Below are 24,810 nucleotides of genomic sequence, written 5' to 3'. Positions count from 1 at the left end.
GAGGAGCGGTGTTACGAGGGGGTCATGGGGCGACGATGCTGGCGGAGTCGCCCTCCTGGCCGATCAGTACGGCGTTGGCCCAGTTGGCACAGACCTGGGCGGGTTGGCTGCCCTGCGCACCCAGCGTGCGCAGGCTCAGGGTGGAAAGGCCACGGATGTCCAGCTCCGGCTTGACCACGCCGGGTGCCTTCACCAGGCCGCTGTCGTACAGCAGGCGGTTGTCACCCCAGACCTGGAACTGCAGGCCACCGGCGCTGCGGCAGGCGTCGTCGATGCCGAGGTCGGCACGCAGCAGGTGCCAGCCGCCCTGCAGGCGCAGGTCGATGCGGCTGTTGGCGCCGACGCCCAGGCCACGGCGGAACTGCAGGCCGTTCATGCGCATGCCGGCATCGCCACGGAACGACTGGTCGGCGCGCACCTGGCTGGCCAGCGCGGCCGGCACCGGCAGCTCGGAGAGATAGCGCTGCCGGGCCGGTCGCTCCGGTTCCTGGTGTTCGAGGATGTGGAAGGTGGACAGTGCGATCGGGCCGACGTCGCGCGGCTGCAGCGCATCGAAGGCGCGGGCACTGCCCTGTGCGGCGGTAACCATCGGATCGGTGCTGCTGGCGCCATCGCCTTCCGGGTTCTGCACGCTCAGCACGCGGAAGCGCAGCAGGCGGCCGGCATGGGCCGGGAACGCGATGCGCTGCACGCCTTCCTTCAGCTGCAGGCGGCCACGTGCGATCGGCTCACCCCATTCGCCATTGCTGTCGCCCAGGTACACCTCGTAGTCGCGTACCTGGCCGTGCTTCCAGTTCTTGTCGTTGCGCGGCGCGATGTCGATGCCATCGATCATCCTGCGCTCGCCGAACCCGATCACCCACTCATGCGCACCGGTGCGCACGGCTTGGTTGCGCACACTGCGGAACCAGGTGGCCGGGTCATCATCGAAGGCATTTTCCAGCGCATGGCCGGGCTCTTCGGCCGGGCGATTGACCACCAGCAGGCTGTCGGCCGGCAGTTCGCGGCCGAGTACCGGCGCAGCCGGATAGGCATCGTCGGCGGCCGCAGCGGCCACCTCGAAGTCCAGCTGCAGCTGAAGCGGCTGGCGGATGTCCTGGGTAGCGGTACGCACGTGCAGCGTGCCACGGCGCTCCTTGGCATCGAAGTACCAGCCTTCAGCCGCACCGTTGAACGCCGCCGCATCGGCCAGCGCCGGCAACGCGCGGCCACCGGCATGCACCGCACGCGGCGCCTGGCGGCTGAGCACGCGCAGGCCGTAGCGGCGCTGCGGCAGCTGGCCGTTGTACTGGCCCTGCACCGCATCGATCTGCACCTGCACCGGGCCACTGCCCTGCGCTGGCGCCTGCACTCGGATCTGCTGCGTGCTCGACTCACCCTGCTGGTAGCGGCGCGTGTTGCCATCGTCTTCGTACAGCGTGTACTGCGACTCGCCCTGCGGATACAGATCGAAGGTCACTTCATCGAGCGGCTTTTCGCCGTCGAACAGCATCGAGGGGTACATCGGCAGGATCGCACCGGCACGCACGAACACCGGCAGCGTGGCCAGGTCCACCTGGCGGTCGAGCTGGCGGCCGTCGGCGCCGGCCTGCACGCGGCGGCCATCCCAGTAGTCGATCCAGCCGCCGGCCGGCAGGTGGATATCGCGGCGCCAGCCACGGCTGGCGGCCTGGCTGCGGTACACCGGCGCCACCAGCAGGTCGCGGCCAAGCAGGAACTGGTACTTGTAGGTTTCATCCTGCGCATGCGGGTCGCGCGGGTTGTCCCACATCAGGCCGCGCACCGGCGGTGCGCCGGTCTGCGCGGCCTCGTGCACCAGGCCGTACATGTACGGGGTCAGGCGCATCTTCAACTTCAGGTAATCGCGGTTGATGCTGCGGTAGGGCTCGTCGTACCACCACGGATGCTTGCGTGCGTTCGACGACCAGCCGCTCATGCCCATCAGTACCGGCGTGAACGCCTTCCACTGCAGGTCGCGGGTGAAGGTCTCGGCGCTGCCGCCGAAGATCGCATCCACATCGCCGCTGGCGTAGGCCATGCCGGACAGGCCCGACCCGACCAGGGTCGGCACGTGCCAGCGGATGTAATCCCAGCTGCTGCTCTGGTCGCCGGTCCAGGCCACCGCATAGCGCTGGATGCCGGCCCAGCCCATCACCGTCCACAGGAACGGGCGCGAATCGGAATTGTCGAGGATGCCGTTGAACGCCTGACGGTTGGCGTCCATCGCGAACTGGTAGCCCTTGCCGGTCCAGGCCACGTCCAGCTTCTGCACGCGGCTGCCGGCCTTGCCCACTTCCCAGGCGATCTTGTCGACACCGTTCTCGGTCCACAGTCCGGTGCGGAAACCGTAGCCGGCCAGCCCCTTCACGGTTTCCGGCAACTGCTTGTAACCGCAGCCGTAGCCGTCGTTGGGCAGGATCCAGCCACCGGGCATGTCGTGGGCGCGGTACTGCTTGGCCACGCTGTCGATCACATCGGGGGTGGTGCCGGTCGGGCCGTCGCTCCAGCCTTCGGGCACGGTGCCGGGCTTCTTGCTGTTGTCGCCATCGTTGTAGCAATCGGCGTCGCCGTAGGACAGCGCCCAGCGCGCGACCATGTTCGGGCGGCCGGTCAGCTGGGTGTAGCGCTCGATCAGTTTCGGCAGGTCGGCGCCGACGAAGTAATAGGCATCGAAGCGGTCTTCGCGATGCAGCAGCGTGGCCTGGTCGGCCTCGCGCAGATCGTAGCTGCCATCGCTCCAGGTGTTGCGCAGCATGCCCCAGCCACGGCTGCTCAGCAGCATCGGTGCAGGACTGGGGCGGTCGCCCTCTTCCCAGCCGCCGGAATAGGACACCTCCAGCTCGCGGCCCTTGAACTGGTAGCGGCCGTTCTGCTGGCCGCCACCGAAGTAGCCCTCATCGGCCTGCGAGGACAGCACCTGCACGCTCTGCGTGGCATCCAGGTCCAGCGGCTGCAGTTCCTGCCACAGCGCGGTGGGCTGGCCGTTGTCCAGCCGTTCCAGGCGCATGCGTAGCGGCTGCCGCTGTACATGCAGCACCAGGGACTCGGTCCGCACGCGGATTTCCTGCGCGTCTTCTTCCAGCTTCGCCTGCACGTTGGCCTTGGGCTGCGGCAGTACGATCGGCGCGGCCTTGTCGCCGGCGCCGGTCAGCGTGCCGTTGCGGCCGGCCTGCACGCGGATGATGTCGGTGGCCGGCAGTTCGATGCGGATGCGCGCGCCCTTGTCGGTCTGCAGGTCCCAGCCCTGCACGCCGTCGCGGCTGGCGCTGGCGGCAACCGAACGCAGGTTGCCGACCGGCTCGGCCTGGGCCGGCATGGACGCCAACATCAATGCCGGCACCAGGGCCAGCATCAGCGGCGAGCGACGAACGCAGATTTCCACACGGACTCCCAACCCGTTCACCGGGCGTTTCGAAAGCGGTTGGGCCGACTCTAGGGCAGCGATTCGAAAGATGTCAACAAATTGAAAGGAAAAAGGAAGATATATTCCACTGAAACGAAAGTTGTTGCGTCGCAATACTTTGTGTAATCGATTGCAGCTGCCTGTTAAGCATTGTGCGATACGGCATTCGCCCCGTTCTTTCGTTTTCCCGAGTGCTCGGCAGCGGGAAAAGTCATCGCGTCATTTTCTTTCTTTTTACTTTCGATGTTTGACATTTCGAAAGAAAACGCAGATGGTGCGCTGGCCCAACTGGAACCTCCGAATGGACGTCACCCTGCTTTCCGATGTGTCCGCCTGGCAGCGCCTTGGCGGAGCCGATACCGCTACCGAAATCGCCCAGCAGCCAGCGCTGTGGGAAGCCCTCGCCCAGGATCTGTCGCGTGCCCGCGACCGCCTGCAGGCCTTCCTCGGCGGCAGCCTCAACGATCCCAACCAGCGCGTGCTGTTCACCGGCGCCGGCAGCTCCGGCTTCATCGCCGAGATGGTGGCCGACGCGATCAACGCGCAGTGGCCGGCCGAGGTGCGCGTGGTGCACACCACCAGCCTGCTGACCCATCCGGCGCTGTACCTGCAGCGCGACCGCCCCACCCTGCTGGTCTCGTTTGGCCGCAGTGGTTCCAGTCCGGAAAGCGTGGCCGCGGTGGACCGCGTGCGCGCCGATGTGGATGAGGCACGCTTCCTCGACATCACCTGCAACGCCGATGGCGAACTCGCCCGTCGTGGTGCCGGCCGTGCCGATACCTGCACGCTGCTGATGCCGTCGGCCAGCTGCGATCGCGCCTTCGCCATGACCAGCAGCCTGACCTGCATGCTGCTGGCCGCACTGACCGTGTTCGATCGTTCGCCGTGGGATGCGCGCGTGGCGCGCCTGAAGCAGATCGCCGCGCTGGCCCGCGAAGGCCAGGCGCAGTGGGATGCACCGGTGGCGGCGCTGGCGCAGCGCCCGTTCAACCGCATCATCTACCTCGGCAGCGGCCCGCTGGAAGCGCTGGCGCGCGAATGCGCGCTGAAGGTGCTGGAGCTGACCGCCGGCCGCGTGCTGGCGCTGGCCAACACACCGCTGGGCTTCCGCCATGGCCCGAAGTCGACGCTGGACGGCAACACCCTGGTGGTGGTGCTGCGCAGCGTGCAGCCGCTGGCGCGCCGCTACGAACAGGACCTGCTGGAAGAGCTGCGCCGCGACGGCGTGGCCGGCCAGGTGCTGGCGATCGGCCCGCATTCGGACATCGGCGCCGATGACGAATACACCCTCACCGTGCCGGCACTGGACGATCCGTGGCTGGCACCGGTGTGGCTGGGCTTCGCGCAGCTGTTCGCGCTGCAGCGCTCGGCCGCGCTGGGCCTGACCCCGGACAACCCGTTCCCGGACGGCACCGTCAACCGCGTCGTCAAGGGCGTCACCATCCACCATGGCTGAGCTGATCGCCCACGCCTGCTATGGCATCGACATCGGCGGCACCAAGATCGAGCTGGTGGCGTGCGATGCGGCGATGCAGGTCACCTGGCGCCGCCGCGTGGCCACCCCACAGGGTGACTACGACGGCTTCCTGCAGGCGGTGGTGGCGCTGGTCGCCGAGGCGGACGCTGCCCTCGGCCGCAGCGATGCGGCCATCGGCATCGCCCTGCCCGGCGTGCGCGACCGCCGCAGCGGCCGCCAACTCAGCGCGAACGTGCCTGCACTGACCGGCCAATGCGTGGCGCAGGATCTGCAGGCACGCCTGCAGCGCCCGCTGCACTTCGGCAACGATCTGCAGTGCTTTGCCCTGTCTGAAGCGCACGGCGGCGCGGCTGACGGCTACCCCAGCATGTTCGGCGCCATTCTCGGCACTGGTGCCGGTGGTGGCTTCTGCCTGCAGGGCCGCCTGCTGACCGGTTTCAACGGGCTGGCCGGCGAATGGGGCCACTGGAGCGTGCCCGGTCATCTGCTGCAGCGCCACGGCCTGCCGCTGATCGACTGCGCCTGCGGCCTGCAGGGCTGCGTGGAGCGTTATGTGTCCGGCAGTGGCGTGGCGATGATCGAGCGCCACCTTGGTGGCAGCGCCGCCGACGCCAGCGCCGTGATCGCCCTGGCCGAAGCCGGTGATGCCCGCGCGCGCAAGGCGCTGGACATCCACCGCGACCTGCTCGGCCACAGCCTGGCCGCGCTAGTGCTGGCGCTGGACCCGCACGTGATCGTGCTCGGCGGCGGCCTTTCGCAGTACGCGCCGCTGTACCAGCACCTGCCCGCCGCCATCGCCACCCACCTGTTCAAGGGTGTGCAGGTGCCACCGATCGTGCCGCCACGCTTCGGCGATGCCGGTGGCGCACGTGGTGCCGCCCTGCTCGCCTGCCAACCCTCGTTTTCCTGATGTCCGGAGCCTGACCATGTCCCCGTTGCAGACCCTGCTTGCTTCCCACCGCGCCGGTGCCAATGTCGGCCTGTACAGCGTCTGCTGCAGCAACGAGCAGGTGCTGCGCGCGGCCATGCACGTGGCGCTGGCGCACGGCACCGTGCTGCTGATCGAGGCCACCTCCAACCAGGTCGACCAGTTCGGCGGCTACACCGGGATGACTCCGCCGCAGTACCGCGATTACGTCAGCACGCTGGCCGATGAAGAGGGTTTCCCGCGCGAGCGGCTGATCCTGGGTGGCGACCACCTCGGCCCGAATGCCTGGCAGAAGCGCCCGGCTGCCGAAGCGATGACCCACGCGCGCGTGCTGATCGAAGCCTACGTCGCCGCCGGTTTCCACAAGATCCATCTGGATTGCAGCATGTCCTGCGCCGATGATCCGGTGCCACTGCCCGATGCCATCGTCGCTGCGCGCTCGGCCGAGCTGGCCGAAATCGCCGAGCGCACCGCCGCCGAACATGGCCTGCCGCCGCCGGTCTACGTGATCGGTACCGAGGTGCCGATTCCCGGGGGTGAAGCCTCGCTGGCCGAGGGCCTGCAGGTGACCACGCCCGCTGCTGCCGCGCAGACCCTGGCGATTCATCAGCAGGCGTTCGATACGCCGCAGCTGCGCGATGCGTGGCAGCGCGTGATCGCCATGGTGGTGCAACCGGGCGTGGACTTCGACCACAGCAGTGTGCACGAGTACGACCCAGCCGCCGCCAGCACGCTGGCCGACTTCCTCGAACAGCAGCCGCGCATCGTGTTCGAAGCGCATTCCACCGACTACCAGCGCGAAAGTGGCCTGCACGCCTTGGTGCGCGACCACTTCGCCATCCTCAAGGTCGGCCCGGCGGCGACCTTCGCCTACCGCGAAGCGCTGTTCGCGCTGGCCGCGATCGAGGCCGAACTGCTGCCGGCCGCGCAGTGTTCACGCCTGCCGCAGGTGCTGGACGAGGTGATGGTGGCGCAGCCGAAGTACTGGCAGTCCTACTACCAGGGCGATGACACTGCGCTGCGCCTGCTGCGCAGCTACTCCTTCAGTGACCGCTGCCGTTACTACTGGGGCGAGCCCGCGCTGGTGCAGGCGGTGCAGACCCTGTTCGCCAACCTGGAACAGCACGCGCCGCCACTGGTGCTGCTCAGCCAGTACCTGCCGGAGCAGTACCGCGCCGTGCGCGAGGGCACGCTGGCCAATACGCCTACCGCGCTGGCACAGCATCGCGTCGGCCTGTGCCTGGGCGAGTACGCCCGTGCCTGCAGCGCCAACCAGGCCGGAACCCGCACGCATCACGCAGACGCGGCTGCCGCCGTTGCTGCGAACGGCTAATCTTTACCTTTCCCCGCGACACCGAGAATGGCCATGCGCAACACCCGCTCCCGCCGGCAACAGATCCTGCAGCTGCTGATCGAGCACGGCTCGGTGCAGGTGGCCGATCTGGTCGAGCGCTTCGGCGTGTCGGCGGTGACCATCCGTGCCGACCTGACCCACTTCGAATCGCAAGGCCTGGCCAATCGTACTCACGGCGGCGCCACGCTGGTGCGCACGCCGCCACAGGAACAGGACATCCACGAAAAGGACGCACTGAACCTGCCGCTGAAGGAATCGATCGGCGCGTGTGCCGCGCGCCTGGTGCGGCCCGGTGACAACATCATCATCGACTCCGGCTCGACCACGATGACCCTGGCCCGCCACTTGCGCACCCAGCGCGACGTGACGGTGATGACCAATGGGTTGAACATCGCCTGGGAACTGGCCAACGCGCCGGGCATCAACGTGCTGCTGACCGGTGGACTGCTGCGCCAGCAGTCGTTGTCGCTGCAGGGCAGCCAGGCCGAAGCCAGCCTCAACTCCTACAGCTTCGACACCCTGTTCCTGGGCGTGGACGGCCTGGACCTGCAGTTCGGCCTGACCACCCACGATGAAGCCGAAGCCCGCCTCAACCACCGCATGGTCGAGCGCGCGCGCCGCATCGTGGTGCTGACCGACGCCTCCAAGTTCGGCCGCGTCAGCCTGCACCGCATCGCACTTCTCGATCAGATCCACGCCATCATCACCGACGCCGGCATCGACGACGCAACCCGTGAAGGGCTGCAGCGGCTGGGCATCGAGGTGATCATCGCCGAGCCCACTGCATGACCGACACCCGCACCCTGCATGGCCGCATCCTCACGCCGCTGGGTTGGCGGCGTGGCCACGTCCACTTCGATTCGCACATCCGCCAGCTGCAGGTGGACGACCACAGCGGCGCTGACGACCTGCAGCTGCCGGTGATCCTGCCCGGCTTCATCGACCTGCACGTGCATGGTGCGGCCGGCGTCGACCTGATGCAGGGCGGCGACGTGGCACGCACCATTGCCCGCACCCACCTGCGCTTCGGTACCACCACACTGCTGGCGACCACCATGACCGCCGGCCTGGATGAGATCGAGCACGCGCTGCACGGCGTGGCCGCGACCATGGCAGCGCCCGATGCCGACGCCGCCTGCATTGCCGGCGTACATCTGGAAGGGCCGTTCATCAGCCCGCAGCGCCTGGGCGCGCAACCCAACCGCACAATCGAGGCGACGCTGGCGCTGGTGCAGCAACTGCATGCACTTGCACCGATCCGGGTGATGACACTGGCGCCGGAAATCGGCGAGCACACCGCGCTGATTCCCGCGCTTTCCGCGATGGGCATCCGCGTGCAGCTGGGCCACAGCGCCGGCACTTACGAAGAGGGTGTTGCTGCCCTGCAGGCGGGCGCCTCCGGCTTCACTCACCTGTTCAATGGCATGTCCGGTGTCGATCACTATCGACCGGGCATCGCCGCGGCGGCACTGGCGCACGCACAGTACGCCGAGATCATTCCCGACCTGCAGCACATCCACCCCGGCGTGATTCGCCTGGCCGCGCGCGCGATCCCGCGCTTGTACGCGGTGACCGACGCCACCGCCGCTACCGGCATGCCCGATGGCGAGTACGCGCTGGGCGAACAGCGCGTGCACAAGTGCGGCGGCTGCGTGCGTCTGGCCACCGGTTCGCTGGCCGGCAGCGCACTGACCATGGACCAGGCGCTGCGCAACCTGGTGCGTGTGGGACTGGAACTGGCCGATGCCTCGCATCGCGTGTCCACCTTCCCCGCCGATTACCTGGGCCTGGATGATCGCGGCCGCATTGCGCCCGACGCCCGCGCCGACCTGGTGGTACTGGACGCCGAACTGCGCCTGCAGCAGGTGGTCATTGGTGGGCGCGTGGTCGATCTGACCTGACGCAAGCGATGCGGCCCGGATGCCGCGCGGGCTCCCTGTAGAGCCGAGCCATGCTCGGCTCACCGCGCGAAGCGCGGCATGGGGAACCTCGGTATCGGAACGGAAAGCAGCCGAGCATGGCTCGGCTCTACAGAATGCACTCTGCGACGAACCGCCGCCGGGCCTGGCCCGGCGCTACCACAGGAACTGCCGATGACTGCAAGCACCGCCCCGCGCTGGCCCGTACGCTACCTGCTCTTCATCGGCGGCCTGGGGGGCCTGCTGTACGGCATCGACATCGGCATCATCGCCGGTGCCCTGCCCTATCTTGAAGCGACCGCCAGTCACGCCTGGCAGCTCAGCAGCCAGCAGCTCGGCTTCGTGGTGGCGGCCGTACTGCTGGGCAGCGTGCTGTCCTCGCTGTTCGCCGGCATGATCGCCGACCTGATCGGCCGCCGCGGCGCGATGCTGCTGGCCGGCCTGCTGTTCACCGCCTCGATTCCGATCATGGCGCTGGCCTCCGGTTACACGCCGCTGCTGCTGGGCCGCCTGCTGCAGGGCATCAGTGGCGGTTTGATCGGTGTAGTGATTCCGCTGTACCTGGCCGAAGTGCTCAGCCCCGAGCGACGCGGGCGCGGCGCCGCGATGTTCCAGCTGCTGCTGACCGTTGGCCTGGTGCTGGCAGCCCTGATCGGCCTGTACCACGCCCACGCCGTGGATGCCGCCGCCGAAACCGTGCGCTCGCTGCCGCTGGCACAGCAGGCGCAGGAGCTGTTCACGGTGAAGGACCACGCCTGGCGCACCATCTTCTGGACCTGCCTGGCGCCCGGCCTGCTGTTCTGCGCCGGTATCTTCTGGCTGTCCGAATCACCACGCTGGCTGGTGCGCCGCGGCCGCATCGATGAAGCCCGCCGCAGCCTTCAGCGCGTCCTCCCCGCCGCAGACGTCGAGCCCACGCTGGCCCAGATCCAGGCGCCGGAATCGAGCAGCAGCGACGGCAAGCGCGACCCGCTGCTCAGCCGCCGCTACGTGGTGCCGTTCGTGCTGGCCTGCGTGGTGCTGGCCTGCACCCAGGCCACCGGCATCAATTCGGTGCTGGCCTACGCGGTGAACATCCTCAACCAGGCCGGCCTGTCCGGCTCGGTGGCCAACGGCGCCGACGTGGCGATCAAGCTGCTGAATGCGGTGATGACCGTGGTCGCGCTGCTGCTGGTCGACCGCAAGGGCCGCAAATTCCTGCTGATGCTCGGCAGCGGCGGCATCTGCGTGGCCCTGCTGGGCGCGGCCACGCTGTTCTTCCAGGCCGAACGCGGCCGTACCGACGTGCAGCCGCAACTGCAGGCAGCGGTCAGCGGCGACGGCCTGCGGCTGGTGCTGGATGATGCGCAGTGGCAGCGCCTCGGCGCTGGCATCGACAGCGAAGGCCGGCCGCTGCAACTGACCGTGTCGTATGCCTACGGCGACTTCACCAATGTGCGCGCCCTGCGCAGCGACAACCTGACCGACCGCGAGCTGCGCATCGAGCGTGCCGGCACCGTGCAGCCGGACAGCGTGATCGGTGCGTTCTTCCGCAAACTCCACCTGAATCCATTTGCCGACCCGGCCAGTGCCAGCCAGGCGCCATTGCGCATCGAGCAGGCCCGCATTGGCCCGGTGCCGCCACCGGCACACGGCTGGGCCGTGGCCACCTGCATCCTGGTGTTCGTGGCGTTCTTCGCCGTCGGCCCCGGCGTGTGCGTGTGGCTGGCACTGTCGGAGCTGATGCCGAACCGCATCCGTTCCAATGGCATGAGCATCGCGCTGCTGATCAACCAGTTCGTGTCCACCACCATCGCCGCCATCTTCCTGCCCACGGTGGGCCACTACGGCTACGCCAGCATGTTCGTGTTCTGGGCGGCGTGCACCTTTGTGTTCTTCCTGGTGGCCGCGTTCTGGCTGCCGGAGACCAAGGGCAAGTCGCTGGAAGAGATCGAGGCACGGTTCGCCCGGTAGCGGTCGACCTTGGTCGACCTCCATGCGCAGCGTGGGGGTGTTGGCACGTCCGTCAGTCGCCCGTGATGTGCTTGGCCAGCGCCTGCGCCTCGGCAACGCTGGGCAACCCGCTCAGCATCATCGATTCGCCGAACGGTCCCTGCACCGTCGCCACCATCAGCACGCGGCCATCCACGCTGATCGCTGCCCGCTGGCCCACCAGTGCTGCCGTGTCATCGTGGATGCGCTGGTGCGCTTCGGGCCGGTAGCGGATCTGCAGGCCGGGCTGCTTGGAATCGTCCAGTACGTAGCGCACATCAGCAATGTCCGCACTGCCGGCAATCGGCGGCTCGCGCAGGGCCAGGGTTTCGCCTTGCCATTGCGCCGGCCGGCCTTTGCCGGAGGCGTCCACCGCGCTCAGGCGCACATCCACGCCGGGGCGTGGCGCATGATCCTTGCCTGCCAAGGCACCGGGTGTGGCGCCAGGCATGCATCCGGTCAGGGCCAACGCCACGCCCAGCAACAGGGAAAGCGCAGCCCTCACTTCAGCTTCCGCAGCTTGAATGCCACCAGTACCTGCAGCAGCCCATACAGCAGGCTGCCGATGCCGATCCACAGCGTGGTCACCGCCACGCCTGCATACGGATTGGCCGCGAACAGCAGCCCCAGCACCACCGCCAGCACGCCACTGAGGATCAGCAGCCACTCGCCCTGGATCTGCTTGCGCACGCGGATCGCGAATACGATGCGATAGATGCCTGCCACCAGCAGCCACGCCGCCAGGAACAGCACCAGCACGCTGGCCGTGGCCAGCGGATTGATGACCGCCAGGATGCCGAAGCCCAGCGAGGCGATGGCATACAGCGCCAGCCACCCACGCGAGGCACCACTGCCGCCGCTGATCAGTGCGAACAGGCTGATGACACCTTCAACGATGGCCATCACGCCCAGTGTCCACGCCAGCGCCATCGCTGCGGACAAGGGCCAGCCGATGGCAACGATGCCAAAACCCAGTGCGACAAGCCCGTACAGCAGCAGGATCCACCAGCTGCGGCCAACCGCCGACAGCAAGGGAGACAAGGGGGAATTCATGACCACTCCTTCGATCCGGAACCGGCCTCATCCTAGCCCCTGTGGATGAAGAGGGCGATCACGGCGCCCGCGCGCAGACCCACACGCGCACCTCCGCAGCGCCCACCAGGCGCAGCGTCTCGGCAACCTCCATCACCGTGCTGCCGGTGGTCATCACATCATCGACCACGGTCAGCCGCGTTGGCACCAAGCCACGCACATCGAACGCATCGAACAGATTTTCCCTGCGCTGTTCGGCCGTGCGCTCGGACTGCGGCGCGGTGTGGCGCCTCCGGTACAGCCCCTGCCAGACCGGCATCGGCAGCAGCCGGCACAGCTCGCCCGCCTGGTTGTAGCCGCGCTGGCGCAGCCGGCGATTGTGCAGCGGCACCGGCACCAGCGGTGGACACCACCACGGCGGCGGTGCGCGCTGCATCAGCTGCGCGAGCAGGCGTCCGGCTGCGAGATCCTGATGGAACTTGTAGCGGACCAGCAACTGGTCGACCGGTGGCAGGTACAGCAGGCTGGCGTGGGTAGCCGTCTGTGGCGGTACCTCCTCGCGGCAGCTGCCACAGACGATCAACGCGGTGTCGGGCAACGGCAACGCGCAGCGCAGGCAGGCACGGCCTGCCCAGGGCAGATCGGCCAGGCAAGCGCAGCACAGATCAAGATCATCGTGGCCCGGGTCGCCGCAGACCAGGCAGCGGAGCGGTAGCAGCACACCAAGCAGTGCGCGCGAGACACGGGTTGCCGAACGCAGGAGATAAGTACGCATCACCCAATACTTGATGGCGCACGCCGCGTGCGGCCATCGGCGAAGCACCGATTGCAGTGTCGGAACTGCCCTCAACTGCGACGGGGGCCGCCGCCCGTCAGGAAAGGCGTTCACCCTGTCCGGTCGCCGGTGGCGTAGCGGCGGGCCCGATCAACAACTCCGCCAGCCCGCGATAGATCGGCACCCTGCACACCAGCCCGGACACGCCACGCGCGATCAGCACCGTGGCCAGTATCGGCAGCAGCAGGTCGCCGCTGTCGGTCAGTTCCAGCGAGATCACCGCCGACGTCAGCGGGGCCTGGGTAACGCCGGTCAGGTAAGCACACATGCCCAGCAGCACGAACGCGCGCGGGTCCACGCCCGGCATCAGCACTGCCAGGTTGTGGCCGAGTCCAGCGCCGACCGCCAACGCCGGCGAGAACAGGCCGCCGGGAATGCCCGCCACGTACGAGGCCAGATTGGCCAGCAGCTTCATCAACCCGAACTCGTGACCGACCAGCGCCTGCCCCTGCACCAGGCTGCGCGCCTGCTCGTAGCCGGTGCCGAACGCACCTTCACCGAAGACCAGGGCGAGCAGTACCACCGCCATGCCGCAGCCTGCGGCCAACAGCACCGGATGCCGCTGCCGCAGTTGCCCGAGCCAACGCGGGCGGCCCGCCGCACTGGCCAGCACCGCACGCGCGAACAGGCCGCCCAGCAGCCCTGCCACCACGCCGCAAAGCAGGATGGCCAGCCAGCCCTGGCCGAGTGGCAGGCGTGCACTCACATGGCCGAAGTAGGTGTAGTTGCCGAGCAGGCCCAGCGACACCACGCCGCCGACGATCACTGCGGTCAGCAGGGTGCCTGAGAAACGATGCTCGAAGCGGCCGCTGAGCTCCTCGATGGCGAAGACGATACCGGCCAGCGGCGTGTTGAAGGCCGCCGCGATACCCGCCGCACCACCGGCCAGCAGGAAGTGCGAGAGCTCGCGGGGATCCTTGAAACCGAACCAGCGGCCGAACAGATACATCAGGCTTGCGCCTACGTGCACGGTGGGCCCCTCGCGCCCGACCGATGCGCCCCCCAGCAGCGACAGCGAGGTCAGCAGCAGCTTGCCGGCCGAAACCGCTGGGGAAAGGTTGGTTTTCCGGAACGGCTCATCGGCCTTGTCCAGCGCAGCGATGACCTGCGGAATGCCGCTGCCCCGCGTGGGCTTCAGCACGCCGGAAGTGAGCCACGCCAGCAGCGCGAAGATGCCGGGCGTGAGCAGCAGGGCCCACCATGGCGAGTGTGACGTGATGCGCTGGAACAGATGGAAGGCCGCATCGCTGGCCTTGGCGAACAGGATGGCCACCAGCGCCACGGCCACGGCGCCGCCCCAGAGCGCGGCGCGGCGGCGCCAGGCTTCGCTGAGAACCAGCGCGGTGATGCGGCCGCGGAGGCGATGGAGATCGGTCATGAGTCAAAGTCTGCGCGCCAGCGCTTTGGTTAGACAGCGGCCACTGTGGCCGAAGGCCTTGCAGGATGCGGTGAAATGCACGTATGCCGCCAGAAGAGCGTCCTGAACTCGGGCAGATGCAGCGATCTGCGAGATCTGATGCTCAGATCACCAAACGATGGAGAATGTGGGTCAGCGTCAGCTGAGAACAGCCTTGGTTCGGCAACACACCATCCTCTCCCGGCGTGCCCATCTCGAATCCTTCCTCAACGTCCTCGTAGTACAGCAACCCGTCGGGCAGCTGTGCGACCGCCCAGACCCACTCAATCATGCCCAGCCTGTGCAACCGAACCGCATGGAATGGCACGCGCAGGGATTCGAAGGTGGCTCGTTGGACAGGTGAGCAATCCTGCAACTGCCGTGCGACCAGGGTTTCCAGTTCTTCCCGGGTGATCGGCTGCCAGTTGTCCGGATTGTCCATTGCAGCGCTGCCCGATTGAACGTGTGTGCTTGAGGTTACGTCCAACGCGCTGCGCGGGTCGATCCTGACGATGTTCGGGCCAAGCTCACCGCGCAGGCTGCCCCCGCTCCCGGCCCGAGGACGGGGTTCGCCGCGGCAGCAGCGATGCCCGCAATCGATGCAGCGCCATGGCCATCGCTTGTATGGGATTCCATTCCAGTCACGGCCAAGTAAACCAAAACATCAAACTAAAAGTTGACAGCCCGTGCCCCCCCACCCACACTGCCGCCCTCGCTCCATTCGTACCCAAGGCCCCGCCATGGCTGCTGCCATCCGCCACGACTGGCATCACGACGAACTGCAGGCGCTGTTCGATCTGCCGTTTCCCGAGCTGCTGTTCCGCGCCGCCGCGGTGCACCGCGAGCACTTCGATCCGGCGCAGGTGCAGGTGTCCACGCTGTTGTCGGTGAAGACCGGAGGCTGCCCGGAAGACTGCGCGTACTGCCCGCAGGCGCAGCGCTACAGCACCGGGGTGAATGCGCAGAAGCTGATGGAGACCGATGCGGTGCTGGCCAAGGCGCGCCGGGCCAAGGCCGCCGGTGCGTCGCGCTTCTGCATGGGTGCCGCATGGCGTTCACCGAAGGATCGCGACATTCCGAAGGTGGCGGCGATGATCGCCGGGGTGAAGGCACTGGGCCTGGAGACCTGCGCCACGCTGGGCATGCTCAGCGGCGAGCAGGCACGTGCGCTGAAGGACGCCGGCCTGGACTACTACAACCACAACCTCGACACCGCGCCGGACTACTACGATTCGATCATCCACACGCGCCAGTACCAGGACCGCCTGGATACGCTGGAACACGTGCGCGATGCCGGCCTGAAGACCTGCTGCGGCGGCATCGTCGGCATGGGCGAGACGCGCGCGCAGCGCGTTGGCCTGCTGCTGGCGCTGGCCACGCTGCCGGCGCATCCGGATTCGGTGCCGATCAACAAGCTGGTGCAGGTGGCAGGTACGCCGCTGCATGGCAGCGCCGAACTGGACCCATTCGAGTTCGTGCGCATGATCGCGGTGGCCCGCATCGCCATGCCGCGCTCGATGGTGCGGCTGTCGGCCGGGCGCGAGGCGATGAGTGACGAACTGCAGGCGCTGTGTTTCCTGGCCGGCGCCAACTCCATCTTCTACGGCGACAAGCTGCTGACCACCGGCAACCCGGAAAGCGAGCGCGATCTGGCGCTGTTCGCACGGCTGGGGCTACAGCCGATGGCGGTGCAGGGGGATGCCGAAGGCCACGACCACGGCGGTACCGTGCACGCCGATATCAGTGCCGATACGCCCGGCTGTGGCTGCGCTCACGCGGCCTGAGACGGGCCGCAAGCAGGCGCCGCGGCAACGCGCTACCCTAGCCGCCCCGTCGACGCATTCAGCCACCATGGCCCGCCCCGACCTGACCGCCCGCCTCCACGCCCAGCGCGCTCTGCGCGATGCCCAAGGCCGTCGCCGCCCGCGACGCATGGTCACCCGTCGTGATGGCGTGCGCCTGGAAGTGGACGGCCAGTGGCTGACCGGCTTCTGCAGCAACGACTACCTGGGCCTGGCCCAGCAGTTCAGCGTGGTCAACGCGCTGCAGGACGCCGCCGCACGCGAAGGCGCTGGCGCCGGTGCCTCGCACCTGGTCTGCGGCCATCATGCCCTGCATGAGGCGCTGGAACGCGAGGTGGCCGAGTGGCTGGGCTATCCGCGTGCGCTGCTGTTCGGCAGTGGCTTCGCCGCCAATCTGGCGGTACAGCAGGCACTGCTGAGCGAAGAGAACGATGTCTGCGTACAGGACAAGCTCAACCACGCCAGCCTCCTTGATGCCACCCGGCTGGCCGGTGCGCGCCTGCGCCGCTACCCGCACCTGGATGCGGAAGGCGCGATGCGCCAGCTCAAGCACGCGCCCGACGGCGCGGCAATGCTGGCCACCGATGGTGTCTTCAGCATGGACGGCGACATCGCACCGCTGCGTGCATTGTCGCTTGTGGCACGCCTGCAACAGGCGCTGTTCTATGTGGATGATGCGCACGGTGTAGGCGTGGTCGGTGATGGCCGTGGTGCCGTGGCCGCCGCCGGACTGGGCGTGGACGACGTACCGCTGCAGCTGGTCACGCTGGGCAAGGCACTGGGCGGTTCCGGTGCGCTGGTGCTGGGCCGCGACGACCTGATCGAGCATCTGGCCGAAACCGCGCGCCCGTACATCTACACCACCGCCGTGCCACCGGCGATGGCCGCTGCTGCGCTTGAAGCAGTGCGCCTGGCGCGCCGCGACCACTGGCGTCGCACAAAGCTGACCGACCTGATCGCGCTGTTCCGCACTGAAGCGCGTCGCCATGGCCTGGACCTGATGGCTTCGGAAACACCGATCCAGCCGCTGCTGTTCGGCGATGACCGCACCGCCGTGGCGATGTCCACGGCGCTGGAACAGGCCGGCTGGCTGGTCGGTGCAATCCGCCCGCCGACTGTGCCGGAAGGCAAGGCACGCCTGCGCGTGACACTGTCCGCGCTGCATACGCCGGAACAGGTGCGCGGCCTGGTGGAGGCTATCGCCAGCGCGCGCGATCGCGTGACCCTGGCCGTGCGTGAAGCCGCGCCACCGCCGCTGCCCGCTTTTGCCTGAGTTCCGTGTCGTTGCCCATGCATATTGACGTCACCGGCCGTGGGCCGGACCTGGTACTGATCCACGGCTGGGCCCTGCAGGGCGGTGTATTCGCGCCGCTGGTGCAGCGCCTGGCGGACCAGTTCACCCTGCACCTGGTCGACCTGCCCGGCCATGGCCACAGCCGCGAGGACACCACGCCGCTGCGCCTGCCGTTCGTGGTCAGTGCCATTGCCGCGGCCACACCCCCGGCGGTGTGGTGCGGCTGGTCGCTGGGCGGCCTGTTCGCGCTGCACGCTGCCGCGACGCTGCCGAAGGTGCGCGGGCTGGCGATGATCGCGGCCACGCCACGCTTCGTGCGTGGCGAAGACTGGCCGCATGCAGTGGAACCGGCGGTGTTCGAGCAGTTCGGGCGCGAGCTGGCCACCGACTTCGCCGGCACCCTGGAACGCTTCCTCGCGCTGGACGTGATGGGCTCGGCACACGCCCGCGAGGAGCTGCGCGTCCTGCGGCAGCGCCTGGTCGAGCGCGGTGCGCCCACCGAACGCGCCCTGCTGGAAGGCCTGCGCCTGCTCGAAAGCACCGATCTGCGCGGCGCGCTGCCGACGCTGGGCAAGCCCAGCCTGTGGATCGCCGGCCAGCGAGACCGGTTGGTGTCTCCGGTGGCGATGCAGGCCGCCGCAGCGCTGGCCCCGGGCGCGCAGGCGCTGACGATCGCCCATGGTGGACATGCGCCTTTCCTCGGCCATGCCGATGAGGTGGCCGCCGCCCTGCAACACTTCGTTGCCGGCCTGTCACCGGCCGATGGCGGACAATGAGCCCCCTCCGAATTCCGCAGGATTGACGCATGGATCTGGGTATCAACGGCCGCTGGGCACTGGTCTGCGGCGCAAGCAAGGGCTTGGGCCTGGGCTGCGCGCGTGCGCTGGTGCGCGAGGGCGTCAACGTGGTGATCGTGGCTCGTGGCGAGGAGGCACTGCAGGTTGCCGCCGCAGGGCTGAGCGCCCTGCCCGGTGCCGGTGAGGTGCGCGCCGTCGCCGCCGACGTCACCACCGAGGCCGGCCGCACTGCGGCGCTGACCGCCTGCCCGCAGGTGGACATCCTGGTCAACAATGCCGGTGGTCCGCCGCCCGGTGATTTCCGCAATTTCGAACGCGACGACTGGATTGCCGCGCTGGACGCCAACATGCTGGCGCCGATCGCGCTGATCCGCGCCACCGTCGACGCGATGATCGAGCGCGGCTTCGGCCGCATCGTCAACATCACATCGTCGGCGGTGAAAGCCCCGATCGACATCCTGGCGTTGTCCAACGGCGCGCGCAGTGGCCTGACCGGTTTCGTCGCCGGCCTGGCGCGCCGCACGGTGGCCCACAACGTCACCATCAACAATCTGCTGCCCGGCCAGTTCGACACCGACCGCCTGCGCGCCAACTTCGCCCACAGTGCGGGCAAGGACGGCGATGCCGGCGAAGTCGCCGAACGCCGCCGCCAGCAGATTCCCGCCGGCCGCTTCGGCACGCCTGACGAATTCGGCGCCGCCTGCGCCTTCCTGTGCAGTGCACAGGCCGGTTACCTCACCGGACAGAACCTGCTGATCGACGGCGGCGCCTACCCCGGTACGTTCTAAGAGACTTTCGCAATGCCGTCCCACTTCGATGCCCGCCATGTCCGCCGCGCGTTCGCGCGTGCCGCCAGCAGCTATGACGCCGCTGCCGCCCTGCAGCGCGAGGTGCAGTCGCGGCTGATCGAATCGCTGGACTACCTGGAGGCACGCAAGCCCGAGGTGGTGCTGGACATCGGTGCCGGCACCGGCCACGCCAGCGCGTTGATGAAGAAGCGCTGGCCGAAGGCGCAGGTGATCGCGCTGGACGTGGCGCTGCCGATGCTGGACCAGGCCAAGCGCCAGGCCGGCTGGTGGAAGCCGTTCCAGCGCCTGTGCGGCGACGCCGCCGCATTGCCGTTGGCGGACAACAGCGTGGATGTGATCTTCAGCAACCTGTGCCTGCAGTGGGTGGACGACCTGCCGGCGGTGTTCGCAGGCTTCCGTCGCGTGCTCAAGCCCGGTGGCCTGCTGCTGTGTTCCACCTTCGGCCCGGAAACCCTGATCGAACTCAACGAAGCCTTCGCGGCCGCCGATGACCGCCCGCACGTGAGCCGCTTTGCACAGATCGCCCAGTTCGGCGATGCGTTGATGATGGCGGGCTTCCGCGACCCGGTGCTGGACCGCGATCTGTTCACCCTGACCTACGACGACCTGCCCTCGTTGATGCGCGAACTGCGCGCGATGGGCGCGACCAACGCGCGGGTGGACCGCCGCCACACACTGACCGGGCGTAGCCGTTTCGCGGCGGCGGCAGCGGCGTATGAACCGATGCGGCGCGCCGACGGCAAGCTGCCCAGCAGCTGGGAAGTGATCTATGCCCACGCCTGGGCACCGGACCCGGGCGCACCGATCCGCGAAGGCGGGCATGACGTGGCCTCGGTGCCGGTGTCGGCGATTCCGATCCGGCGCAAGCAGACCTGATCGTCTGGTAGTGCCGGCCGCTGGCCGGCAACCTCACGATTCCATGGTGGGCATCTGCCGTCCAGCGGCCGGCACTACCAAATGCGACGCCATACGCGAATCGCTCTGGTGGGTGCCGACCTTGGTCGGCACAGTGCCGGCAACCTCACGATTCCATGGTGGGCGTCGGCCGGCCAGCGGCCGGCACTACCGCATGGCACCCGCCCAAATCAGGTTTCCGCCTCAGGTATTGGCCGGCGAGCTCAGCGGCGGGCGCACCAGGTCGCGGTGGAAGAAGTAGATTTCCTGCACCAGGAAGCGCCAGCTGGTGTGGAAGCTGCGGAAGCGCGTGCTGGGCGTGGACGAGGCCAGCGCATCGATGCCCAGCGCCTTGCTCAGGCGCAGCGCGCGCGCCATGTGCAGCGGGTCGCTGACGATGATCACCCGGTGCAGGTCGCGCTGGTCCATCAGTCGCTTGGCTTCCACCAGGTTCTGCACGGTGTTGCGTGACGCGGTCTCGATCAGGATCGCATCGTCCGGCACGCCATGCTTCAGCGCATAGCGCCGCGCCACCTGCGATTCGGAGAAGCGCGCACCGGTGCCGCCATAGCCGCCGGTGAAGATCAGCAGCGGCGCGTACTGGGCCTCGTACAGGTCTAGTCCATGCCGGATACGTTCTTCGAACACCGGCGATGGCTTGGCGTCATAGGCGGCCGCACCGAGCACGATGATGGCGTCGGCCTTGGCGGCCTGGTCGCGCTCACCGACCCAGACGATCCAGGCGGTCACGCCCAGCAGCCAGACCACCAGCAGCACGAACAGCCGCCACAGCCAGCCCAGCAGGCCGGTGCGGGGCCGGTGCCGGTCGCGGCTCATGGCGCGCCCCAGCGCAGCGCAGGCAGGTCGACATTGCCACCAGACAGCACCAGGCCCACGCGCAGGCCGGCGAAGCGCTGTGGCTGTGCCAGCACGGCAGCGAGCACGGTGGCCGACGACGGCTCGACCACCTGCTTGAGCACCTCCCACAGCAGGCGCATCGCCGCCATCGTCGCGGTGTCATCAACCACGATCACCTCGGCACCTGCCGCGCGCAGCAGTTCGAAATTCGGCGCGCCGATCAGGGTACGCAGTCCATCGCAGATCGTGTCCGGGGCGAACGCGCCCTGGCGCTCGCCAGCGGCCAGCGAGCGCGCGGTATCGTCGGCTCCGGCTGGCTCGGCCAGCACCAGGCGGGTCTGCGGGCTGGCGTGCTGCAGGGCCAGCGCGGTGCCGCTGGCCAGGCCACCGCCGCCGACCGGCACGACCAGCACGTCGAACGGGCCGTCGCTGTGCAGCAGCTCCAGCGCGGCGGTGCCCTGCCCCGCCATCACCGCCGGGTCGGTGTATGGATGGACGAGAGTCGCGCCGGTATCGGCCTGCACTTTGGCGCAGGCGGCCTCACGATCGGCGGTGGTCGGCGGGCAGCGCCAGAGGGTGGCGCCATGGCGCGCGATGTTGGCCAGCTTGGCCGCCACCGCGCCTTCCGGCACCACCACGTGACAGGGAATGCCACGCGTGCGCGCGGCCAGCGCCAAGGCGGCGCCGTGGTTGCCGGAGGAGTGCGTGACCACGCCGGCACTGGCGCGATCGGCCTCCAGCGCCCACACCGCGTTGCAGGCACCACGGAACTTGAATGCGCCGCCGCGCTGCAGGTGCTCGGCCTTGAACGCGAGTTGCGCGCCGGCCAGCGCATCAAGCATGCGCGAGCGCAGTACCGGGGTCACGCTGGCATGCGGGGCAATCCTCGCCGCAGCAAGCAGGACGTCATCGGCGCGGGGCAACAGTGAATCGCTCATGACGCAAGATTAACGTATGGCTTCGCGCTGGCGACCGGGGCGCAGGTCATGCCAGCATGCAGGCCTACGCCTCCATTCATCCTGGCCGGCAGAATTAAGGGCCGATTCAACGCTGGCGCCCGAAGCTGACTGCACACCCGTCCTCTGGGGGGACCCACCATGAAAATGCGCCTGATGCTTGCCGGTGGCCTGTTGCTGGCCCTGACCGGCTGCACCACCTACGACTATGTCGGCGGCGGCCGCAGCGGCAGCTACTACCACGGTGCGCCGTCGGTGGAGTACCGCTACCCGGCCGGCTATCCCTACAACTACGGCCCCTACTACGGTGGCTATGGCGGCTACTACGGCGGCTACGGCAACCCGTATTACTCGCGCCCGATCTACCGCCCGCCGCACAACCATCGCCCGCCGCCGCGCCCGGGCAATGGTGGCGAGCACCGTCCGCCGCCGCCGTCGCGACCGTCGTACAACGGTGGTTCGCCGTGGCGGAACATGGACTCGATGCGCCGCCCGCCGCAGTCAAACGCACAGCCGCCGGCGCCCCAGGCCCGTCCGGCACCGGCACCGAGTGCGCCGAGGATGAACGGTTCCCCCTGGCGCAACATGGATCGTGCGACGCAGCGCACAGTTGAGCGCTGAACCGTCTTGCATTTCACACGGTCTAAGCTGCACTCTACGCGGACAGTGACGGCCCGCGTCACAAAGTGACAAAAACGACACGGGCCGCCGCAAAAAGCTCTACGTCGATATCCGACAGGAACATCTGGATCCCCCCTGTTCCGGCCCTGTCGGATGTCGGCACCTCTGAAGGCAGACGGCCCCGCAATGCGGGGCCGTTTGTTTTGTCAGGTCGCCAACCGGCGAAAGCCCCAGCTTCAGTAGATCCACGCCATGCGTGGATGGCGCCTTCCCGACAACCCCAAAAAAACAGGGCCGGACAGTCCCCCGACTGCCGGCCCTCTGCTCCCCCACCGTGCGCCTGTACCGGCCCCTGTTCCAATTCCGGTCACGGGCGCCTACGGCGCCAGCCACGATGGGTGCTATTGGGTTATCTGCAAAAATCCTGCCAACTTTAGGGCCGATTTCGCCACCAACTGGCCGGCGCCGGCGTCCGGACCCCGAATGGCGCTAAAATCGCCACCCCGGCGCCGCCCCCGGCCGCGCCTGCCCCAAGCTGAACAGCCCCCATGAACCCGTCCTTCCATCGTTACGACGTCATCGTCATCGGCGGTGGCCACGCCGGCACCGAAGCCGCGCTGGCCGCGGCCCGCACCGGCGTGCGCACCCTGCTGCTGACCCACAACATCGAAACCGTGGGTGCGATGAGCTGCAACCCGGCCATCGGCGGCATCGGCAAGGGCCACCTGGTCAAGGAAATCGACGCGCTCGGCGGTGCGATGGCGCATGCCGCCGACCGCGCCGGCATCCAGTGGCGCACCCTCAACGCCTCCAAGGGCCCGGCCGTGCGCGCCACCCGCTGCCAGGCCGACCGCAACCTGTACCGCATGGCGATCCGCGCCATCGTCGAAGGCCAGGCCAACCTGACCGTGTTCCAGGCGGCCGTCGATGACCTGGTCATCGAAGGCGACGCCGTGCGCGGGGTCATCACCCAGACCGGCCTGCGCTTCGACGCCGAGGCCGTGGTGCTGACCGCCGGCACCTTCCTGGCCGGCAAGATCCATGTCGGCCCGACCCAGTACGCCGCCGGCCGCATGGGCGACCCGCCGGCCACCACGCTGGCCGCGCGCCTGCGCGAGCGCCCGTTCCAGGTGGACCGCCTGAAGACCGGCACGCCGCCGCGCATCGACGGCCGCTCGCTGGACTACAGCGTGATGGATGAGCAGCCCGGCGACTCGCCGCGCCCGGTGATGTCCTTCCTCGGTTCGGTGGACGAGCATCCGCAGCAGGTCAGCTGCTGGATCACCCACACCACCGAACAGACCCACCAGATCATCCGCGACGCGCTGCACCGCTCGCCGCTGTACAGCGGCCAGATCGAAGGCATCGGCCCGCGCTACTGCCCGTCCATCGAGGACAAGGTGGTGCGCTTTGCCGAGAAGGCCAGCCACCAGATCTTCGTCGAACCCGAAGGCCTGGGCATCGTCGAGATCTACCCCAACGGCATCTCCACCTCGCTGCCGTTCGACGTGCAGCTGGAGATGGTGCGCAGCATCCGCGGTTTCGGCAACGCGCACATCACCCGCCCCGGCTATGCGATCGAGTACGACTTCTTTGATCCACGCGGGTTGAAGGCTTCGCTGGAAACCAAGCTGGTCAACGGCCTGTTCTTCGCCGGCCAGATCAACGGCACCACCGGCTATGAAGAAGCCGCCGCGCAAGGCCTGTTGGCCGGCCTCAACGCTGCACGCCAGGTGCGCGGGCTGGACGGCTGGTGCCCGCGCCGCGACGAGGCGTACCTGGGCGTGCTGGTGGATGACCTGATCACTCACGGTACCAACGAGCCCTACCGCATGTTCACCAGCCGCGCCGAGTACCGCCTGCAGCTGCGCGAGGACAATGCCGACCAGCGCCTGACGCCGGCCGGCCGCGAGATGGGCTTGGTGGATGACCGCCGCTGGAACGCGTTCGAGACCAAGCAGGCCGCTGTTGCTGCCGAACGCGCACGCTTGGGCGCGCTGTGGGCAACCCCGGCCAATGCGCTGGGCCGCGAAGTGCAGGACACGCTGGGTGTGGCGGTCAGCCGCGAGACCAGCGTGCTGGACCTAATCAAGCGCCCCGAGCTGGATTACGCGCAGCTGATGCAGGTGCCATCGCTGGGGCCGGCCGTGGCCGACGCCAAGGTGGCCGAGCAGGTGGAGATCGGCGTGAAGTACGCCGGCTACCTGGACCGCCAGCGCGAGGAGATCGAGCGCCAGCAGCGGCATGAAGCCACGCCGATCGCCGAAGCCTTCGATTACGCGGCGGTGCGCGGGCTGTCGGCCGAAGCGCTGCAGAAGCTGGAGCGCGTGCGACCGCAGACCATCGGCCAGGCGCAGCGCATTCCGGGCATGACCCCGGCGGCAATCTCGCTGCTGCTGGTGCACCTGGAGCGTGCACGCCGCGGCCGCGTGGCGTAACGCGGGATCGGTGGATGCCATCCACC

21 protein-coding genes are annotated in these 24,810 nt (G+C 68.4%); 13 read left to right on the top strand and 8 right to left on the bottom strand.

The genetic code is table 11. The features are described from left to right. Positions 1-22: 22 nt before the first annotated feature. On the bottom strand, positions 23-3,382 hold the full coding sequence (locus R5H29_RS15265; protein ID WP_155030280.1) for a TIM-barrel domain-containing protein: 3,360 nt from the start codon (positions 3,380-3,382) through the stop codon (positions 23-25). Positions 3,383-3,704: 322 nt separating this feature from the next. Between R5H29_RS15265 and R5H29_RS15260 the strand changes: the two genes are divergently transcribed. The 6 genes from R5H29_RS15260 to R5H29_RS15235 all read left to right on the top strand — a co-directional run bounded on the left by R5H29_RS15260 (position 3,705) and on the right by R5H29_RS15235 (position 11,034). Next, complete coding sequence (locus R5H29_RS15260; protein ID WP_111098633.1) at positions 3,705-4,859, top strand: SIS domain-containing protein; 1,155 nt, start codon at positions 3,705-3,707, stop codon at positions 4,857-4,859. Next, the gene (locus tag R5H29_RS15255; RefSeq protein ID WP_111098632.1) at positions 4,852-5,790 is read left to right on the top strand and encodes an ROK family protein; all 939 of its coding nucleotides are present in this window, start codon (positions 4,852-4,854) and stop codon (positions 5,788-5,790) included. The genes R5H29_RS15260 and R5H29_RS15255 overlap by 8 nt, the downstream gene beginning before the upstream one ends. A gap of 16 nt (positions 5,791-5,806) precedes the next feature. After that, entirely contained in the window at positions 5,807-7,141 is a 1,335-nt protein-coding gene (locus tag R5H29_RS15250) for a D-tagatose-bisphosphate aldolase, class II, non-catalytic subunit (protein ID WP_099559857.1), read from the top strand. A gap of 33 nt (positions 7,142-7,174) precedes the next feature. Continuing rightward, positions 7,175-7,951 carry a DeoR family transcriptional regulator gene (locus R5H29_RS15245; RefSeq protein ID WP_010482152.1) on the top strand — a complete coding sequence of 259 codons (777 nt, stop codon included), beginning with the start codon at positions 7,175-7,177 and terminating at the stop codon, positions 7,949-7,951. After that, positions 7,948-9,063, top strand: coding sequence for an N-acetylglucosamine-6-phosphate deacetylase (gene nagA / locus R5H29_RS15240; protein ID WP_134735746.1), 1,116 nt, complete (start codon positions 7,948-7,950; stop codon positions 9,061-9,063). Before R5H29_RS15245 ends, nagA begins: the two co-directional genes overlap by 4 nt. A gap of 192 nt (positions 9,064-9,255) precedes the next feature. Next, positions 9,256-11,034 (top strand): MFS transporter, encoded by a 1,779-nt coding sequence (locus R5H29_RS15235; RefSeq protein WP_134735745.1) that lies wholly within the window; start codon positions 9,256-9,258, stop codon positions 11,032-11,034. Between the two features lie 52 nt (positions 11,035-11,086). Here the strand turns inward: R5H29_RS15235 and R5H29_RS15230 are convergent, their stop codons facing one another. From R5H29_RS15230 to R5H29_RS15210, 5 genes are all read right to left on the bottom strand, one after another. Continuing rightward, positions 11,087-11,503: a SecDF P1 head subdomain-containing protein gene (locus R5H29_RS15230; RefSeq protein ID WP_227844579.1), complete on the bottom strand. Its 417-nt coding sequence runs from the start codon at positions 11,501-11,503 to the stop codon at positions 11,087-11,089. A gap of 50 nt (positions 11,504-11,553) precedes the next feature. Further along, entirely contained in the window at positions 11,554-12,105 is a 552-nt protein-coding gene (locus R5H29_RS15225; RefSeq protein ID WP_021203354.1) for an HdeD family acid-resistance protein, read from the bottom strand. Positions 12,106-12,163: 58 nt separating this feature from the next. Next, a complete protein-coding gene (locus R5H29_RS15220) occupies positions 12,164-12,859 on the bottom strand; it encodes a ComF family protein (RefSeq protein WP_058979042.1) in 696 nt (231 codons plus the stop codon). A gap of 97 nt (positions 12,860-12,956) precedes the next feature. Then, entirely contained in the window at positions 12,957-14,297 is a 1,341-nt protein-coding gene (locus R5H29_RS15215; RefSeq protein ID WP_058979044.1) for a chloride channel protein, read from the bottom strand. Between the two features lie 142 nt (positions 14,298-14,439). Beyond that, positions 14,440-14,757 carry a hypothetical protein gene (locus tag R5H29_RS15210; RefSeq protein WP_111098629.1) on the bottom strand — a complete coding sequence of 106 codons (318 nt, stop codon included), beginning with the start codon at positions 14,755-14,757 and terminating at the stop codon, positions 14,440-14,442. 298 nt (positions 14,758-15,055) lie between these two features. Here R5H29_RS15210 and bioB point away from each other — a divergent pair, with 298 nt between their 5' ends. The 5 genes from bioB to bioC all read left to right on the top strand — a co-directional run bounded on the left by bioB (position 15,056) and on the right by bioC (position 19,893). Next, positions 15,056-16,099, top strand: a complete 1,044-nt coding sequence (bioB, locus tag R5H29_RS15205) for a biotin synthase BioB (RefSeq protein ID WP_332329393.1) — start codon at positions 15,056-15,058, stop codon at positions 16,097-16,099. A 67-nt stretch (positions 16,100-16,166) separates the two neighbouring features. Further along, positions 16,167-17,390 (top strand): 8-amino-7-oxononanoate synthase, encoded by a 1,224-nt coding sequence (gene bioF, locus R5H29_RS15200; protein ID WP_312546065.1) that lies wholly within the window; start codon positions 16,167-16,169, stop codon positions 17,388-17,390. A gap of 17 nt (positions 17,391-17,407) precedes the next feature. Next, positions 17,408-18,187: a pimeloyl-ACP methyl ester esterase BioH gene (bioH, locus tag R5H29_RS15195; protein ID WP_155030292.1), complete on the top strand. Its 780-nt coding sequence runs from the start codon at positions 17,408-17,410 to the stop codon at positions 18,185-18,187. A gap of 29 nt (positions 18,188-18,216) precedes the next feature. Continuing rightward, positions 18,217-18,996, top strand: a complete 780-nt coding sequence (locus tag R5H29_RS15190) for an SDR family oxidoreductase (RefSeq protein WP_332329392.1) — start codon at positions 18,217-18,219, stop codon at positions 18,994-18,996. A gap of 12 nt (positions 18,997-19,008) precedes the next feature. Beyond that, positions 19,009-19,893 carry a malonyl-ACP O-methyltransferase BioC gene (bioC, locus tag R5H29_RS15185; protein ID WP_010482174.1) on the top strand — a complete coding sequence of 295 codons (885 nt, stop codon included), beginning with the start codon at positions 19,009-19,011 and terminating at the stop codon, positions 19,891-19,893. A gap of 222 nt (positions 19,894-20,115) precedes the next feature. Here bioC and R5H29_RS15180 read toward each other — a convergent pair whose 3' ends face one another. Continuing rightward, on the bottom strand, positions 20,116-20,760 hold the full coding sequence (locus R5H29_RS15180) for a YdcF family protein (protein WP_058979308.1): 645 nt from the start codon (positions 20,758-20,760) through the stop codon (positions 20,116-20,118). Next, the gene (locus R5H29_RS15175) at positions 20,745-21,707 is read right to left on the bottom strand and encodes a pyridoxal-phosphate dependent enzyme (RefSeq protein WP_019661647.1); all 963 of its coding nucleotides are present in this window, start codon (positions 21,705-21,707) and stop codon (positions 20,745-20,747) included. Before R5H29_RS15175 ends, R5H29_RS15180 begins: the two co-directional genes overlap by 16 nt. 159 nt (positions 21,708-21,866) lie before the next feature. Here R5H29_RS15175 and R5H29_RS15170 point away from each other — a divergent pair, with 159 nt between their 5' ends. Then, complete coding sequence (locus tag R5H29_RS15170; protein ID WP_019661648.1) at positions 21,867-22,346, top strand: hypothetical protein; 480 nt, start codon at positions 21,867-21,869, stop codon at positions 22,344-22,346. A 548-nt stretch (positions 22,347-22,894) separates the two neighbouring features. After that, positions 22,895-24,784 (top strand): tRNA uridine-5-carboxymethylaminomethyl(34) synthesis enzyme MnmG, encoded by a 1,890-nt coding sequence (gene mnmG / locus R5H29_RS15165; protein ID WP_021203344.1) that lies wholly within the window; start codon positions 22,895-22,897, stop codon positions 24,782-24,784. The last annotated feature ends 26 nt before the right edge of the window (positions 24,785-24,810 follow it).

The sequence above is a fragment of the Stenotrophomonas sp. A3_2 genome, from assembly GCF_036624925.1.
GTDB classification, from domain to species: Bacteria; Pseudomonadota; Gammaproteobacteria; order Xanthomonadales; family Xanthomonadaceae; genus Stenotrophomonas; species Stenotrophomonas hibiscicola.
The sequence above is the reverse complement of the archived record's forward strand: the minus strand, read 5'-3'. Positions and strand labels throughout refer to the sequence as shown.